The sequence below is a fragment of the Herpetosiphon gulosus genome (assembly GCF_039545135.1).
In the GTDB taxonomy this organism is placed as follows: Bacteria; Chloroflexota; Chloroflexia; order Chloroflexales; family Herpetosiphonaceae; genus Herpetosiphon; species Herpetosiphon gulosus.
In genome coordinates, this window is the sequence record NZ_BAABRU010000006.1 from 78,402 (window position 1) to 93,994 (window position 15,593).

Annotated in this window: 15 protein-coding genes and 1 riboswitch; all 15 genes read right to left on the reverse strand. The window is 50.9% G+C overall.

The window, feature by feature from the left end:
• Positions 1-115 precede the first annotated feature (115 nt).
• Entirely contained in the window at positions 116-1,315 is a 1,200-nt protein-coding gene (locus ABEB26_RS09355; protein ID WP_345721709.1) for a M16 family metallopeptidase, read from the reverse strand.
• Positions 1,312-2,535 carry an insulinase family protein gene (locus tag ABEB26_RS09360; RefSeq protein WP_345721710.1) on the reverse strand — a complete coding sequence of 408 codons (1,224 nt, stop codon included), beginning with the start codon at positions 2,533-2,535 and terminating at the stop codon, positions 1,312-1,314. Before ABEB26_RS09360 ends, ABEB26_RS09355 begins: the two co-directional genes overlap by 4 nt.
• A complete protein-coding gene (locus ABEB26_RS09365) occupies positions 2,532-3,797 on the reverse strand; it encodes an MFS transporter (RefSeq protein WP_345721711.1) in 1,266 nt (421 codons plus the stop codon). The genes ABEB26_RS09360 and ABEB26_RS09365 overlap by 4 nt, the downstream gene beginning before the upstream one ends.
• Positions 3,794-6,493: a class IV lanthionine synthetase LanL gene (lanL, locus tag ABEB26_RS09370; RefSeq protein ID WP_345721712.1), complete on the reverse strand. Its 2,700-nt coding sequence runs from the start codon at positions 6,491-6,493 to the stop codon at positions 3,794-3,796. Before lanL ends, ABEB26_RS09365 begins: the two co-directional genes overlap by 4 nt.
• A gap of 68 nt (positions 6,494-6,561) precedes the next feature.
• Positions 6,562-6,714 carry a hypothetical protein gene (locus tag ABEB26_RS09375; protein ID WP_345721713.1) on the reverse strand — a complete coding sequence of 51 codons (153 nt, stop codon included), beginning with the start codon at positions 6,712-6,714 and terminating at the stop codon, positions 6,562-6,564.
• A gap of 64 nt (positions 6,715-6,778) precedes the next feature.
• Positions 6,779-6,931, reverse strand: a complete 153-nt coding sequence (locus ABEB26_RS09380; protein WP_345721714.1) for a hypothetical protein — start codon at positions 6,929-6,931, stop codon at positions 6,779-6,781.
• A gap of 325 nt (positions 6,932-7,256) precedes the next feature.
• A complete protein-coding gene (gene thiD, locus ABEB26_RS09385) occupies positions 7,257-8,051 on the reverse strand; it encodes a bifunctional hydroxymethylpyrimidine kinase/phosphomethylpyrimidine kinase (RefSeq protein WP_345721715.1) in 795 nt (264 codons plus the stop codon).
• On the reverse strand, positions 8,052-8,672 hold the full coding sequence (locus ABEB26_RS09390) for a TenA family protein (RefSeq protein ID WP_345721716.1): 621 nt from the start codon (positions 8,670-8,672) through the stop codon (positions 8,052-8,054).
• Positions 8,673-8,786: 114 nt separating this feature from the next.
• The gene (locus ABEB26_RS09395) at positions 8,787-9,437 is read right to left on the reverse strand and encodes a CbiQ family ECF transporter T component (RefSeq protein WP_345721717.1); all 651 of its coding nucleotides are present in this window, start codon (positions 9,435-9,437) and stop codon (positions 8,787-8,789) included.
• Between the two features lie 11 nt (positions 9,438-9,448).
• Positions 9,449-10,798 (reverse strand): ABC transporter ATP-binding protein, encoded by a 1,350-nt coding sequence (locus tag ABEB26_RS09400; RefSeq protein ID WP_345721718.1) that lies wholly within the window; start codon positions 10,796-10,798, stop codon positions 9,449-9,451.
• The gene (gene thiW, locus ABEB26_RS09405) at positions 10,791-11,306 is read right to left on the reverse strand and encodes an energy coupling factor transporter S component ThiW (protein ID WP_345721720.1); all 516 of its coding nucleotides are present in this window, start codon (positions 11,304-11,306) and stop codon (positions 10,791-10,793) included. The genes ABEB26_RS09400 and thiW overlap by 8 nt, the downstream gene beginning before the upstream one ends.
• Positions 11,307-11,316: 10 nt before the next feature.
• Positions 11,317-11,928, reverse strand: a complete 612-nt coding sequence (gene thiE / locus ABEB26_RS09410; protein WP_345721721.1) for a thiamine phosphate synthase — start codon at positions 11,926-11,928, stop codon at positions 11,317-11,319.
• The gene (gene thiM, locus ABEB26_RS09415) at positions 11,915-12,739 is read right to left on the reverse strand and encodes a hydroxyethylthiazole kinase (protein WP_345721722.1); all 825 of its coding nucleotides are present in this window, start codon (positions 12,737-12,739) and stop codon (positions 11,915-11,917) included. The genes thiE and thiM overlap by 14 nt, the downstream gene beginning before the upstream one ends.
• Positions 12,729-14,039, reverse strand: coding sequence for a putative hydroxymethylpyrimidine transporter CytX (gene cytX, locus ABEB26_RS09420; protein ID WP_345721723.1), 1,311 nt, complete (start codon positions 14,037-14,039; stop codon positions 12,729-12,731). Before cytX ends, thiM begins: the two co-directional genes overlap by 11 nt.
• An 80-nt stretch (positions 14,040-14,119) precedes the next feature.
• Positions 14,120-14,234, reverse strand: a riboswitch (TPP riboswitch).
• Positions 14,235-14,248: 14 nt separating this feature from the next.
• A complete protein-coding gene (locus ABEB26_RS09425) occupies positions 14,249-15,538 on the reverse strand; it encodes an NAD(P)/FAD-dependent oxidoreductase (RefSeq protein WP_345721725.1) in 1,290 nt (429 codons plus the stop codon).
• Between the last annotated feature and the right edge of the window lie 55 nt (positions 15,539-15,593).

Here is a 15,593-nt window from a genome sequence, read left to right on the forward strand (position 1 = left end):
TCGATCAATCAGCCGTAATAGCTAGCTATATAACACACATTGTGTCATATACAGTATAGCATAAGCAATTAGATCGAATGAACCATGCACCAACATTGAGTCTATAACACAGCTACTAGCCTGAATGCTGGGCAACAATCAGCGTGCGATATTCTGGAATAAAGTGCTGCTGGATGCGTTGCGATACAGTCGCAACATCAAGCGTTGTTAGGGTTTTGTACAAATGCTCAAGGCTGGTTTGTTGGCGTTCGATCGTCTGTAATTCGCTGAGCAACTGTTCAGGCTGCTCGTAACGAATCGCATACCGCAACAACAAGTGGCGCTTAAGTTGGTCAAGTCGCGGCTCATCAAGCGTCAGGGCAAAGTGCTCAAGCTGCGTCTGCATTAGGTCAGCGAGTGCCTGCGGTTGGCTATGGCTAGCACTAATCGCACTATAGCCAAAATAATCATCACCACTGTATTCACCCTGCGCTCGTAACTTGCCCAAAGGGCTGCCCAGGCCCAATAATCCTTCTAAAACCAGCTCGCTGGTTAATCGGCGCTCAAGCCAAGGAATGGTTAATTGATCTTTATAGGCGATTCGAAGCGCTGGCTGGGGATTATTGCTAGCGATGTGTTGAATTGGCATGCGCGGATGGGGTGGCTCCTCAGGCAATTGATCATTAATCCAAGGATTGGGATGCGCTTCAAGCCAGCCAGATCGATCAAGTTGATTCAAACGCTCTGATGGCCCCGCTAACCAAAGCGTCATATGCTGGGGCTGATAAAACGCTTGATGCAGCACTTGGAGTTCAGTCAAACTAATTTTTGCAACATCAGCAACCGTACCTGTCACTCCATAGCGAATCGGATGTTGTTGATAGAGCGTTTCCAGCATTGTTCGATACAATTGATACTTGATTTGAGCATCACGCTGGCGAATTTCATGAGTAATAATTTGTTGTTCATGCTGCAACCACTCGTAATCAAAGCGTGGGGAACACAGCACTTCCAGCGCATGTTCCAACTCCGACCACACCAGTTTGGTCGTCCATGTATTAAATTGGGTTGTCCACCAGCTGGTTAATGCATGATATTGGGTCAGCGATTGTTCACCGAAGGCTACGGCAAGTTGCTTGCTGAGCAAATGTTCGAGCAGATGAGCAGCTCCAATTGGAATTACCATGGGTGGTTGGGGAGCAGCAATCCAAGCGCCACAACTGCCTAAAGGTATCACAATCCTAATCAGGATGCGTTGCCAAGTTGGCTGTTCAGCCAGCGCAATATTAAAGCCCTCGGCATGACGATAACGGCGAACTGGCGCGATCTGTTTCATTGGACACCTCGAATGTTGACCAAGGCGGCTGGTTGCAGCTGTTGTAACGCTTGACCCAAGGCGTGTGGGTCAGGCGAAAATGTCAGGGCTTGGCGCGGAGCGATCGGTTGGCCTAAGAGATCCAACATCACACAATGATCAAGCAAGCGGCGTGGATTCTCCCACAGCAAACACTGCTCACGATCAAGCATTGCTTGGGCATAGGCTTGTTCATCCAAGCCAAAGCGACCAGTTTGCAACTCGGCCAAGGTTTGCTCAATTAATTGTTGGGCCAAGGGTTGAGCTTGATCAACTAAAAGACTTTGCATTGCAACCATACCATTCAGCCGATTGGCATGAACTTTGATCGCATAGGTTAATTGATGTTGTTGGCGTAATACCTGCAACCAGCGCGATCGCGGAAACGCCCCCAACAAGCCAAGGCTTGCTTGAAACATGGCATAATTTGGTGCAGCCAAGGTTGCACCACCCGACCATGCCATACTCATTTGTGAGGGAATATGCGGTTGATACTCATGAATTAATAGGCGCTCTCGTGAGATAGCTGGAGCCGGATCATAATAACGCAATGGCTGGCGTTGGCCGATCCATGGTTGCAGCCATGCAGCAACCATCTCGCCAATTGCTTGCGCCGCATCGGCTACCACAAGATAGACAATTAATGGTGCTTGCTGGCTGATCATACGCCAGGCTGCTTCGGCCTCGCCAGGGTGCTCTAGCCCTTGACTAGCAATATTTGAATCATCAGGCTGAAGCGCTTCGAGACAGCGGGTAAGGCTGGCAAGTTGGGGGTTAGTCCGTTGTTGCAGATACTGTTGCTCAACGATTCGCCGCGCTTGTTGCATACGCAGATCGGCAGAATCAGCTTGATCAAACAATGGTTGCTCAAACAGCTCAGTTAACATCGGTTGGATGCGCTGCAAGGCTGCGGCAAGCTCACTTGGCGTAGTAGCTTGGCTGACCCAATACCAAGTCAGGGTTGTAATGGTTTCGCGCTGACTAGCCAGCCATTCGGGACAAAAGCCAGTTTGATTAAGCCATGTTTGGATCTGCTGCGGTTGTTGAGCACGCTGTTGGAGTAATTGCCCAAGCATATAGTTGGCAAATGGCGCTAAAGGAGATTGCCAAACCAACCACATGGTCGTTGTCCAAACTGTCGGGGCTTGAATGACACGCAGATACACGCCAGTAGCCACTTGCAATTGCACAACCTCGCTCATAATAAGGCTCCCTCAGAGCGTGGGTCTGGTTGCGGCTTGTGATAATACAATGCCCGCCAAGCACCGAAAGCCACCAAAGCGGCCCCAATGCTATAGACCCATTGCACCCCAATTTGGTCGGCAAGCGCACTACCAAGCGCAATTCCTAGAGGATTAGCAATATTAGCGATCATGCCAAAAAGATTGAAAACTCGCCCACGTAGATGACTTGGCGTTTCTTGTTGGAGTGCGGTATAGACTGGCATTTGATTAAAAACTAGCGCAATGCTCATCGTCGTTGTCAAAAAGAGGCTCAACGGAACCCAGGTTGACCAACCTAAACTCAGCGCACTCAGGCTAGCTCCAATTAATCCAAGGCTGATTGATTGATTGAGGCTGAGTTTTTGGCCCACCATCTGAAGTAGCAGTCCGCCAATAATTCCACCTACGAGGCTGGCCGTGCTTAACAAGCCATAAACACTGGGATCGGCGTTCAGCACAGTCGTTACCAGCGCTGGAGTCAGGGTTGAATAGAGTGCACTCCCAAAGTTAACCACAATCACAATACTACTTAAAAAGCCCAACAAATGGCTCAAGCGCAGATAATCGATTCCCTCACGCATATCTTGCCAGATGGCTTTAGGCGTAACAGCTCGCGGCGCTTTAGGGGTTGTTGCCGCCAACGATGGCAACCAGAGCAACCAAACTGCTGAAAAAATAAATGAAAGCGCATTCAAAGCCATGGCCCACTCAGGCCCAATCCAAGCGATCAGCAAGCCAGCAATGGCCGTAAATGCAACGCCCATCATGCGGCTAGCCATATTGGCGGCAATATTGGCAGCAAGTAAGGTTTCTGAGGCCAGTAGATCGGGCATGGCGGCACTACGGGCTGAGCCAAAAAACATGCCAACGATGCTAAGGGCAAAGCTTACCCCATAAAACAGCCACAATGGCGGCTGATCAGCGAAAAGCATCGCGCCCACAAGGCTGGCTACCAAGAGTGCCCGCACCAGATCGGCGACTACCAAAATAGTTTTGCGGTTCCAACGATCAACCAATGTGCCAATCAAAAAGCCAACCAGTAACGTGCCAAGCAGTCCAGCGATTGCCACCCCACCGGTTTGCATGGCCGAGCCAGTGCGCTGATAGATAAACCACATGATTGCCAATTTATAAAGAATATCGCCAAAGGTTGAGACAAGCTCTGCCGTAAAGAGAATGCGGAAGTTGCGGCTTGCAATAACCAAACGCCAGGCATGACTGGTTGAAAGTGGTTGTTTCATCCGATCCTCCCCTCGGCTACAACATTGGTTAATGGTAATGCAACAGGATGCGCTAGATCGATAGTGGGGTTAAGCCGAAGCAGGAATGACCCAACGCCAGCATTGCCAACCATCAAATCAGCATTAAACGCGCCCGAACCATCAGATTCCCAGAGATATACGCCATCGGCATTATGGCCGCGCAAAAGCAATAGTTGGGCTAAATCGGCGGCTCGCTCGCGCCAAATTGGCTTTCCGGTTGCCTTGGCAACTTCAATCAAAGCTAGGCCTGCCCCAGCAATTCCATGACAGATGCCTGCCGGAGCACCGCGACAGCCCAACCAAGCACTCGTCGCCGCTTGTTCGGCTAAATCAGCATAGCGTTGCTCGCCCGACCACGTATAGAGACGCGACCAAAAGAGGCTTACCCCACCAGCGCCATTACAAAAATGAGGCCAGACCAGCTGATTCTGGACTGAGTGGGGCCAACTAATGCCAGCGCCATGAGCAACTGTAAGCTGAGCATCAATCAAGGCTTGGGCAACGTGTCGAATCGGCAAATCAAAAAGCGGATCATTGGTTAATTCAGCAGCGGCAATTAAGAAACTGCCAATGCCTGCATTCCCATGAGAGTAGCCATAGTGGATGTCAGGTGCTTGACCCATCACTAATTCCCAGCCAATCCCACTATGTAATGGCACGGCATGCGCGACCAACTGCTTGGCAATCGTGCGAACGCGCTCAATCCATTCGGCTTGCGGGAAGGCTTGGGTTGCCGCCAGATAGATCCAGCCTAAGCCAGCTAAGCCATGAGCGAGATCGGCATGCGGACACTCCATCAGATCAAGCCGTTCAAGCAGGGCCAATAATTCTGCTGAAGCAGTAGTTAAACCGCGCTGTTTGGCAACCGCAATCGCCAACCATGCCACACCGCCACAGCCAAAATATAGCCCAGGAATCGTCGCCAAATGGGGATTACGTTCGATCCAGGTTAATGACCAAGCCAATGCCGCTTCAGCCTCAAGCAAAAAGCGCTCTTGGCCAGTCGCTTGATAGAGATCAAGTAGAAAAAGGCCCGTGCCAGTAGCACCATATTGAATTGAGATTGGCAACATCGTGTAGCCACCACCACCGTGCGGCCAATAGCTTTGCGGATTATCAGGCTGGGCAGTTTGGAGCAGCCAAGCTCCAAGTTTATGCGCAAGTGCTTGAGCATCAGGGAGTGGAAATACGGAGCCAGTTTCAGCAGCAGCGTGATCACCATTAAAGTAGCTAGTAATTTGCTCGCAAGACACTGGCTTTGCTTGGGCATCGTTGGTAGCCAGCAAGGCTAAGGTTAATTCGCGTAAATGGGGCGGCGCATCAGGGCGCAAACGAGCCAACAATTGACGAAAGCGATCCATTGTTGGCTGTTGATCAGCGGCAATCAACGGATTAGTCAAGGTTAATAAGAAGAAAAGGGTTGCGCCAAAGGAAAAATAATCATCAGCAAAACTTAACTGATGTTTGGAGTTACGGCTAGCATCACGCGCAAAACCACGCGTCCATCCATAAAATGCTGGCGTTTCAGCCTCAAGGCAATGGCTAATTTCAAGATCAATTAATCGAAGTTTACTGTCGGGGCACACCATTATATTATTTGGATTGAAATCATGCAACACTATTTGCTGTTCATGCGCTACACGCAACATCAACCAAAGAGTTTGGGCGATTTGCTCAACCTCACTTAAGCTTAAGGGTTCGCCAATTAAACTCCGCTGGGTTAACCACGCACGCAATGAAGTGCCTTCGATATATTCTAAAACAAGGAAATGATTATCTTCTTGAATGAAGTGTTGATAGACTTGGGGAACAAAACCACTTGCGCTGAGTTTGGTCAGCATGGCATATTCATGCTGAATTCGTGCTCGGGCATCGCGATCGTAACTATCGGTACAGGCAAAACGCCGACCTTCTTTGATCACGACTAAGCGTGGCGGCTCAAGCGAGCGATCATCAGCCAAATAGACTCCGCCTTTCGCCGTTTGACGGAGCGCCTTGCGAATCCGATAGCGCGTTCCGAGCATGCCGGACTGAGGCTTAGAGCGTTGGGTCAGCCCCGCAGCTTCAAAAGGGTCGGTTACCCAAGCGGGCTTGGAAAACCAAGGGTCACGTTTATCGGGAACTGTCGTGCCATCGGGAGTCTGCAGCAGTGGAATCACAACGCCAACAGGAGAAACGCTCATCTGCACAGCAAAACCACCATAACGATAGTGCACCAAACTACCAGGAACCAGCGCCTGATCACTTGGAATCGCTGGCCCAGCCAAACCAATGGTTGCCTGATGTAATTGTTGGGCTAAATCAACTGCCTGTTGATCATTCGCTGGATAAACGGTAATAAACTTACCTACTTGACTCCGCTGACCAGGCAATCCTTCATTTAATACTGCAAGCGAAGCAATACTTTTGCTGAGTTTGAACTCAACGCCAGCTGCAAGCAGAATTGGTAAAACGCGTTGGAGCACATGCGGAGCGCTGGTAGGAGTCGCAGAAACATGCAATTTCCAGCCTTGGCGCGGTAGGCGACATGCTGGCAAACCAGCAAGCTGCAACCATTGACCATCAATCGTCACCTGACGTTCAGGCAAGGCTTTGATAGACTCCGCAACTAAGGCCTGGAGCGGCTCTTGCAAATTAAGCTTAATAACGTTTGAGCTCCTTGATTGATCAGCCATAGCAACTTCCTTTAGCGTTAACAAGTGAAGCTGGGAGCCATGTGGCCCCCAGCTTCGCAAGAGAATCTTTATTGTTGTTCAACCACGCCCGTCCATCCGCAAGTCCATGCGCAAGTCCAGGTACAATCAGCAGCATCAGCAGCAGTATCGCTTTCGCCTTCGAATTTGTGCAATTCAGCGACGCTTACTACTTCTTCGTCGATCAACAAAGTGGTTTCCATGAAGAGATTCCTCACAAACTAAAAGCTGATAATCAAGAAAGAACAACAAGAGAACTAATGCGAATTAGAGTTGTTCGACGACACCCGTCCAACCACACGTCCATGCGCAAGTCCAGGTGCAATCAGCAGCATCAGCGGCAGTATCGCCTTCGCCTTCAAATTTGTGCAATTCAGCGACACTTACTACTTCTTCGTCGATCAACATGATGTTTTCCATGAATGGATGTCCTTTCTGAATAGATTCGGAAGGTTTAGAGAAGAGAGAGGTTTACTTGCAAGTAAAGATCAAACACTGTGTCTGCCGCTAGTATGCCAAATCGCCCACGCTTAATAAACTGCCAAAACGATAGTAAAAGCGATAGCTAGCTGATATATCACTTTTTTCAAAAACCGATACATTGTTGCAAATTCAGATAAGCTGATTTGATAAACAACTTTATTTAAATGTTATGATAAATAAGGTAAATTTCCACAAAATATTAAGTAGCCAGCACCATCTCTGGCTACTTAATCGCGATATAGTTCAAATAGCTTAATTGCGTTTAAACAGTTCGCTCACTCAGCCAAACCCAATGATTAACTGGACTATGACCAGCTCCAATCGATTCGGCACTAGCAATCGCCTCGTATAAAAATGCATGCGCTTGGCAAACCGCACTCACCAAATCTGCGCCTCGTGCCAGCAATGCCGTGATCGCCGCCGCATAGGTGCAGCCAGTGCCGTGGGTGTTGGGGGTGTCGATTCGCTCTGAGCGCAGTTCGAGCACCTGTTGACCATCGGCAAATAAATCCAGCGGCTGGCCTTTGAGATGCCCACCTTTGAGCAAAACTGCCTTCGCTCCAAGTTTCAGCAAATCATCCAAGGCTGCATACATCGTGCGTTCGTCATCAATTTCGCGGCCCAGCAACACGCTGGCTTCAGGCAAATTGGGGGTAATTAGGCTGGCAATTGGCACTAATTGCTCACGCAAAGCCTGCACCGCATCCTCAACTAATAGGCGATCACCACTCTTGGCCACCATCACCGGATCAACCACCAATGCCACAGGATATCGGCGCAGGCTATTCGCAACCGTTTCGATGATCGTGGCGTTGCCAAGCATGCCCGTTTTAATCGCATCGGCCCCAATATCAGCTAAAACCGCCACGATTTGGCGTTCGATCAAACTTGGGCTAACTAATTCAAAAGCTTGAACACCAAGCGTATTTTGCGCAGTAATCGCCGTAATCACACTACTGCCATAGACTTGATAGGTATGAAAGGTTTTGAGATCGGCCTGAATTCCCGCGCCGCCGCCCGAATCGGAGCCAGCGATGGTTAATGCTTTTGCTCGCATTTAGTTCCTCCAAACTGCTTCAAAAAAATCATATTCACATTGCATGGCATAGCGATAGGCTTGGGCGGTGCTGGCCAGATTGTAGCTATGTTGATTGACCAGTTGCTCCAATTGCCTCGCCAAGGTTTCAAATTCGTTGCTGCTATAAGTTTCGATCCAAGCACTATAGCGATGGCTGGCGGTTTGAGTAGCAGCTAACGATTGACCAAGGTAGGCATATAAACGCATACAGGGAGCCAGCGCCGCCGCCAATGTGCCCAAATCGCTTGACCATGCCGTCAGTTGTAGAAAATCGGTGTAGCGCTGGGTAGCCGGATTAGGCTGCACCACACTCAAATCAACCTGCCAATCGGCAGCAAAGGCTTGATGCAGTTGTAACTCTTGGATCACACCGCCAGCTAGCTGATGAAAGGTGCACACGCTAGCCCAATTTGGGGCTTTGGCCGCTGCCAAACTATAAGCCCGTGCAAAACTTTGCAGAAAAAAGCTATCTTGCCCAATATAATCAGCGAAGCGTTCGATGCCCAGTTGACCAGTTGCCAGCCCCTGCACAAACGGGTGCTGCAAACAAGCCTGGGCTAATAAACGATTAACCTGCCATAAATTCGCCGCATAATCCATGAACAATATCCTTAATTAATTGCAATCCCTCACCCCAACCCCTCTCCCACTGCGGCGGGCGAGGGGCTTTTGGTTTGGTGGTTCCCTTCACCTCGCTCGGCGGGGGTGAGGGAGTCAGAACCAAATCAGCAAACTGAGACCACTGAGCACAAGCAAACTCCAATCTTGCCAACGCCACGGGTACGATTGCAGTATGGTCGGGCATTGATCGCTCAGGCCACGGGTATGCAAAGCTTCGGCCAAATCATCGGCATGTTGCAAAGCTTGAGCTAAAATCGGCAAAACCAGCCAGCGCCCATTCCACAGCAAATACCAATGATCATTGCGAATACCCCGGCTGGCCAAGCTAGCTCGCGTTTGTTGGACAATCCGCAGCATTGCGGGCAATGTACTCAAGCTGCCTTCCAGCAAACGCACCAGATTTAGCGGCAAGCCAAGTTGGTATAGGCTGTCGATCAAAGCACTTGGCTCAACCAACGCAAACAGGAGTAAACCAATAATCCCCAAGCATGCCAGCCGCAAGCTCGCTTGGAGCGCAATCGACCATGTGCTACTCAAACCTAAACTCAGCCCAAGCAAGCCACAACTTATCAGCATGAGCCCAACATGCGGCCACATTGCAGCGCGAATCCGCCACCAAAGCCAGCCATAGATCAAACTCAGCGCCAACAATTGCTGCCACCAACAACCGAGCCAAAGCAAGCTATGCCCAATTGCTGCCACCAAAGCCAAGCATGCCAATGGATGCCAGCGCTGCGAACTCATAAATGGATCATTCATGCGCCAGCCGTTACTTGGGGCAAACGCAACCAACGCGATGTTAAGCTACCCAGCCAAGCCAAATCATGGCTACTAATCAAAGCCGACACCTGTTGAGCCAAGGTTTGTAACAGTTCGCGCAATTGCCAGCGGCCTGCATAATCCAAGCCGGCGGTTGGCTCATCGAGCAACAAAACCCGTGGTTTGTTCAATAGCGCACATGCCAGGGCTACACGCCGTTGCTCACCGCCACTCAACTGAAACGGTGACCGTGCCAGTAATTCAACTAACCCAAAACGCTCGATCAGCTGCTGCCGCCAGGTTGGGTCAGCACAGGTTAGTTCTTCAGCCACAGTTGGCCAATAGAAAAAGCTGCGCAGATCTTGCGGTAGACTAGCAAGATAAGCCGCCCGTTGATCGGCCCGTTGTTGAGTAATTGAGCGTTGTTGATAGCAGATCCAGCCTGTTTGTGGGCGCAGCACGCCACTGGTTAATTGCAAAAGGCTGGTTTTACCGCTACCGTTCGGCCCAACCAAACCAACCTGAGCACAATCAAGTTGCTCGCTAAAGTTGGCAAAAATTGGGCATTGGTTGCGCTTGTAGTTAAGTTTGTGCCATGTCAGCATTGGTTCGACGGTTAATTCATTTTGTGAAACAGACCATTCTTCGCTTTGCAAAATTTCGACAATAGGCCCATCGTAGATTAATTGGCCCTTTTCAAAGCTCAAAGCGCGAGTTGCCAAATCGCTCAGCAATTGCGGGCGTTGCTCGGCAATCACTAAAGTTGTGCCTTGCTGCTGCAATTGTTGAATCACCTGGCGCACCAACCGCACACCCGCCGCATCCAAAGCGGCACAAGGCTCATCAAGCACCACCAAAACTGGGTTACGCGCCAACAAATTGGCAAGTGCTAACCGCTGAATCTCACCGCCAGAAAGGCTCTGCGGTTGGCGTTGCAATAAATCCAGCAAACCAAAACGCTCTGCCAACTCGCTGACCTTGGCGGCAATTGTCGGGCGCGGCAAGCCTTGCTGGGCCAAGCTCCAATCCAGATCACGCGCCACCGTGTGGCCCAAAATTTGGTTGGCAGGCCGTTGACTCAAACTGCCAACCAATTGGCTCCATAGTTGCGAATTAAGTTGCTCAGTTGCATGGCCTGCAATCCGCACCAAGCCAGTTTGTTGACCAGGATAGCGATAAGGAATCAGGCCATTGAGCATACGACAAACCGTCGATTTGCCTGCGCCATTGGCTCCCAGCAACAACACAGATTCGCCCCGCGCCAAGCTAAACGACCACGGCCCAAGCTCAGCTGGCGATTGGGCATAACGAAAACGATACTTAGCAACGACAACAAGCTCACTCATCGGCGGACAATAAACGGGCTTTGCGCAATAATCCAAGGCTAGCCAACGCCAACAACGCGCCAACCAACGACGAAATTGCAAACGGCGTGAGCATGGCGATCAAGGCGGGACTTTTGCCCATTGCCAACGGCGCAACCAGCACCGCTGCCACCGTCGCGCCAATCAAACCAGTACCAACCACCTCGCCAAGCACTGCTAGCCAATCGCTGCGCCAATGTTGATAGAGCAAACCAGCCAAGAGCACGCCGATCATGCTACCAGGGAAGGCCAAGGGCGTGCCAGTACCTAATAAATTGCGTACCAATGCGATCACAAAAGCAATCGCCAAACCCCACCATGGCCCGACCAACACCGCTGCCAACACATTGATCAGATGTTGGGTTGGCGAGATTTTAGCAATTCCCGTGGGGATGCTCATTGGCGAAAGTGCCAAGCCCAAGGCCGCTAAGACAATGCTATAGGCTAAGCGCCGCGTCGATTGGCGCTGTTTTTGAATCAAACTAGTCATTGGTATTTCCTTAATCTGCGAGAAATTCACGACAGGCTTGGGTTGGATTGGTGGCATTCAGCAGTGCCGAAACCACCACAATTCCCGCCACGCCGCAGGCTCGTACCTCTGCAACGTTATGTTGAGTAATTCCGCCAATTGCCAGCACTGGGCAATCCACAGCTTCAACAATTGCTCGCAAGCCCGCATGACCTAAGGGCGCACCAGCATCGAGTTTAGTGCTGGTAGCGGCAAATGGCCCAACCCCGAGATAATCAACACCCAATTTTTCAGCCCGTTGGGCATCGGTCACACCCTCAGGCGAGTAGCCAATCAAGCCCTTGAAACTGGCGCGTGCCAAATCCAAAGGCAAGTCATCAACGCCCAAATGCACGCCATCAGCGCCAAGCGCCAAGGCCAAGCCCAAATCATCGTTGATAAGCAAGGGAATTTGGGCAATCCTAGTTAGTGGCAGAATCGCTTGAGCCAGCTGAGCGGTTTGCCGTACAGTCAGATTCTTGGCGCGAAGCTGTAATATGCCAATGCCGCCAGCCAGCAGCGCTGCTGTCATGGTCAAGGGGTCGCGCAAGCCAAGTGTGGCGGTATCCAACACCGCATACAAACGCCAATCAATCTGCATCATGCTGCTCCATGAGATAGTTAAGCAGACTGTTATCAATTAATTCAGCAATTGCCCCAAGCTGATCAAATAGAGCCACGCGAAAACTAGCTGGGCCAAGCGCATGCATGGCCGCAACTTCCGCCGCCATGCCGAAGCCAGCGATTGCGCTGACCGTCGCCAACATGGCATCATTGGTAACTGCGGCGAGTGCGCCAATCAGGCTGGTTACAATGCAACCAGCTCCAGTAATTTGGCTCAGCCATTGATGCCCATGCTCAAGCTGAATCCAGTTTGTGCCATCACTAACCACATCGATCACACCCGTTAGGCCAACCACACAGCCATAGCGCCGCGCCAATTGGCCTGCCACCAGCACTGGATCATGCCAATCATGACCGACATCAACGCCATGCGCCACACCTGTTTGATCGATCAAGGCCAAGGCTTCGCCCAAATTCAAGCGCAAAATGGTTGGCTGAACGATAGCGATTAATTCCAAGGCCGCTTGTTTGCGCCAAGCGGTCGCGCCAACCCCAACTGGATCAAGCACAATTGGCAGGTTTTTGGCTTGGGCAGCTCGTCCGGCTTGGGCTAGCAGTTGCATCCGTTCAAACGTTGGCGTGCCCATGCTCAAAACAAGGGCACGTTTGTTCAACTGGCTAAACTCGGCTGGCTCGATCGCCATAATTGGCGCAGCGCCAACCGCCAGCAGCGCATTAGCCACATCATTGGCCGTCACCAAATTTGGCACGACATGCACCAAAGGGCGTTGCTGACGTAATGAATGCCAACAATCGGCAAGGCTGCTTGATGTGAACTCTTTAGACCGCACGTTGCAAGGCCGATTGCTTGGTAAACAAACCAATGTTGCTCAACCCCCAATAGATCAATCCAGCGCTAATAAGGCTTGGAATCGTCGCCCCAAAGGTCGGATACCACGCATTCAGGCCATGAAACAGGCCAATTCCCAGAATCCAAGCTACTAAGCCACGCCAATTTAAGCCAGCGTGATACCAATAACGGCCATTGACACGATCTAATGCTGTTACATCAAGTTGGCGCTGGCGTAGACCAAAATGATCGACCAGTATAATCCCAAACAGCGGCGCGAAAATTGAGCCAAGCAGCAATAAAAAGCCTTCATACCGCGCCATTGGCACAACCAAAGCCACTCCAGTGCAGATTAAACCAAAGGCTAAGGCCAGCATTTTGAGGCTAATGCGGCTGCTCAAATGGCCTGCCGAAACTGCCGCCGAATAAATATCAGCAAAGGCATTGTCCGATTCATCGACCAAAATCAGGCTTAGAGCCAAGGCTCCACCAGCCGCGCCTAGAATTGCAGGCAGCACTTGTTGGCCAAGCAAACTGAGGGTAAAAACCACGCCCAAGCCATAAAACCAAACATTCGCGGCAAAATTGCCCAAACCACTGCCCCAAAACGTTGGCCGCGCACCCTTGGCATAGCGGGTATAGTCGGCAATCAAGGGCAACCACGAAAGTTGCATCGCAATCACCAAATCAAGCGCTGTGCCAAAACCCAGTTCACCAGTTCCCCGATGGGCAAATAACTCGGCGAAACTGGTCAATTGAAAGGCTTGGTAGGTCAGCCAAAGCGCCGAGCCAGTTACCAGCCAAATGCCCCAGGTGCGCAAAAATCGTCGCACAATTGTTAGCGGTCCGCCCCAAGCCATGGCGGTTACCAGCACGCCCCAAAGCACCGTCCAAATGCTGGCGGGCAGATCAAGCCCAGCGCTACGAGCAATTGCATCAGTCGCTTCGCTCATCACAATAATTTCAAATGCGCCCCAACCGATTAATTGAATCAGATTGGCCATGGTTGGGGCAATTGACCCGCGAACGCCCAAGGCTGGGCGCAACAAGGCCATGGTTGGCAAGCCTGTATCGCTGCCAATTACGCCGACCATGGCCAATAGTGCAGCACCAACTGCCGAGCCAAGCACAATCGCCAAACAGGCCATACCAAAACTCAAGCTTGGCACGAGCAAAGCCCCAGCGCTCAGCACCAGCAAGCCCACCCCAAGGCTCGACCATAAAGCAAAACAATCGTGGAATCCAAACGAACGTTGATCCGTAGCAATCGGATCAAGCACAGAATCAGGCGATTCCTGCATACAAAGCACCTCCACACGGGCGTGCGGTAGGCGTTGAGCAACAAAAAACCATCGCCAACGGGTAAAGGTTAGCGATGGTTTCCAATCGTCAAACGCTTCCCTACGCTGGTATAAACCAGATCAGGTTCTGAGGGTTAGCGGCATCAATCGGTCCGACCTCTCAGCCAAGCTCACTTGGCTCCCCTAGCTTTGGTGTGGTAGCCACACCTTTAGTTGTTGGTTTGCATTATATCCAAAGCTGGCGCTACGTCAAAATCGGCCTGCTTGCGATTGGCGGTAATCAAACGAATTGCTTGATCATAAAAGAAGTAGTTGTAGGCCCAATTAATCAGCACTACCAGCCGATTACGGAAGCCAACCAAGCTCATCAAGTGGATAAATAGCCACACCACCCAAGCCGGAAAGCCCCAAAATTGCAGGCCAAAGATATGCGCCACCGCTGCGTTACGGCCAATCGTCGCCATCGAGCCACGGTCGCGATAGGCAAAAGCTTGGGTTGGTTGATGTTGAAGCTGCTGCAAAATATTCTTGGCTGCCGTAACCGCCTGCTGAATTGCCACGGGCGCAACTTGAGGCAAGGGCTTGCCCGCCTGCTCAAGATAGGCCAAATCGCCAACAATAAATACCGAGGGATCGTCTGCCAAGCTCAAATCAGGCTGAACCCGCACCCGATTGCCGCGTGCTAAGGCCAATTCAAGGCTTTGAGCCAATTCAACCCCGCGCACACCTGCCGCCCAAATCAAGGTATGGCTGGCAATCACCTCGCCACCCTTGAGATACACCTGATCGGCGCTAGCTCCTTCGACGGCAGTATTCAAACGTACTTGCACGCCCATTTTTTCCAAGCGCTGAAGTGTTTTTTGCTGCAAGCGCGTTGGCAACATGCCCAACACTTTATCGGTGGCTTCGAGCAAAATCACCTGGACTTGGCTATTTTCAAGTTGTGGAAAATCGCGCACCAAAACATGCTTGACTAATTCGCGAATTGCTCCGGCCAATTCAACACCAGTTGGGCCGCCGCCAACCACCACAAATGTATGCAAGGCTTCGCGCACCTGTGGATCACGCTCGTAAGCCGCACGTTCAAACATGCTCAATAAATGATTGCGCAACTGCTCAGCATCATTTAAATTTTTCAAGCCAAAGCTATGTTGCTCGATTTCACGATTGCCAAAATAGTTGGTTTGGCCGCCCGCCGCAACAATTAAATAATTGTAATCGAAGCTGCCCATCGTGGTAAGCACGTGTTTGCTAGCGCGATCAATCTGCTCCACGCGGGCCATCAAAAAGCGCACGCCCGGCCAATTATGCATAATTCCGCGCACCGGATAGGCAATTTGCTCTGGCTCCAAGCCAGCCGTCGCCACTTGATACAGCAGCGGTTGAAAACAATGATAATTTTGTTGATCGATCAATAACACATCGACTTTTTTGCCTGCCAAGGTTTTGGCAGCTCGCAGACCTGCAAAGCCCGCCCCAATAATAATTACTTTTTGCATACTCGGCCTCCTGTTGTTACCGCACGTTGTGAATTCTACACCTTTGTGAAGTAAA

Coding starts and splice junctions, on each gene's coding strand:
- ABEB26_RS09355 (WP_345721709.1), bottom strand. CDS start 1,315: ATGAAACAGATCGCGCCAGTTCGCCGTTATCGTCATGCCGAGGGCTTT.
- ABEB26_RS09360 (WP_345721710.1), bottom strand. CDS start 2,535: ATGAGCGAGGTTGTGCAATTGCAAGTGGCTACTGGCGTGTATCTGCGT.
- ABEB26_RS09365 (WP_345721711.1), bottom strand. CDS start 3,797: ATGAAACAACCACTTTCAACCAGTCATGCCTGGCGTTTGGTTATTGCA.
- lanL (WP_345721712.1), bottom strand. CDS start 6,493: ATGGCTGATCAATCAAGGAGCTCAAACGTTATTAAGCTTAATTTGCAA.
- ABEB26_RS09375 (WP_345721713.1), bottom strand. CDS start 6,714: ATGGAAACCACTTTGTTGATCGACGAAGAAGTAGTAAGCGTCGCTGAA.
- ABEB26_RS09380 (WP_345721714.1), bottom strand. CDS start 6,931: ATGGAAAACATCATGTTGATCGACGAAGAAGTAGTAAGTGTCGCTGAA.
- thiD (WP_345721715.1), bottom strand. CDS start 8,051: ATGCGAGCAAAAGCATTAACCATCGCTGGCTCCGATTCGGGCGGCGGC.
- ABEB26_RS09390 (WP_345721716.1), bottom strand. CDS start 8,672: ATGGATTATGCGGCGAATTTATGGCAGGTTAATCGTTTATTAGCCCAG.
- ABEB26_RS09395 (WP_345721717.1), bottom strand. CDS start 9,437: ATGAGTTCGCAGCGCTGGCATCCATTGGCATGCTTGGCTTTGGTGGCA.
- ABEB26_RS09400 (WP_345721718.1), bottom strand. CDS start 10,798: ATGAGTGAGCTTGTTGTCGTTGCTAAGTATCGTTTTCGTTATGCCCAA.
- thiW (WP_345721720.1), bottom strand. CDS start 11,306: ATGACTAGTTTGATTCAAAAACAGCGCCAATCGACGCGGCGCTTAGCC.
- thiE (WP_345721721.1), bottom strand. CDS start 11,928: ATGATGCAGATTGATTGGCGTTTGTATGCGGTGTTGGATACCGCCACA.
- cytX (WP_345721723.1), bottom strand. CDS start 14,039: ATGCAGGAATCGCCTGATTCTGTGCTTGATCCGATTGCTACGGATCAA.
- ABEB26_RS09425 (WP_345721725.1), bottom strand. CDS start 15,538: ATGCAAAAAGTAATTATTATTGGGGCGGGCTTTGCAGGTCTGCGAGCT.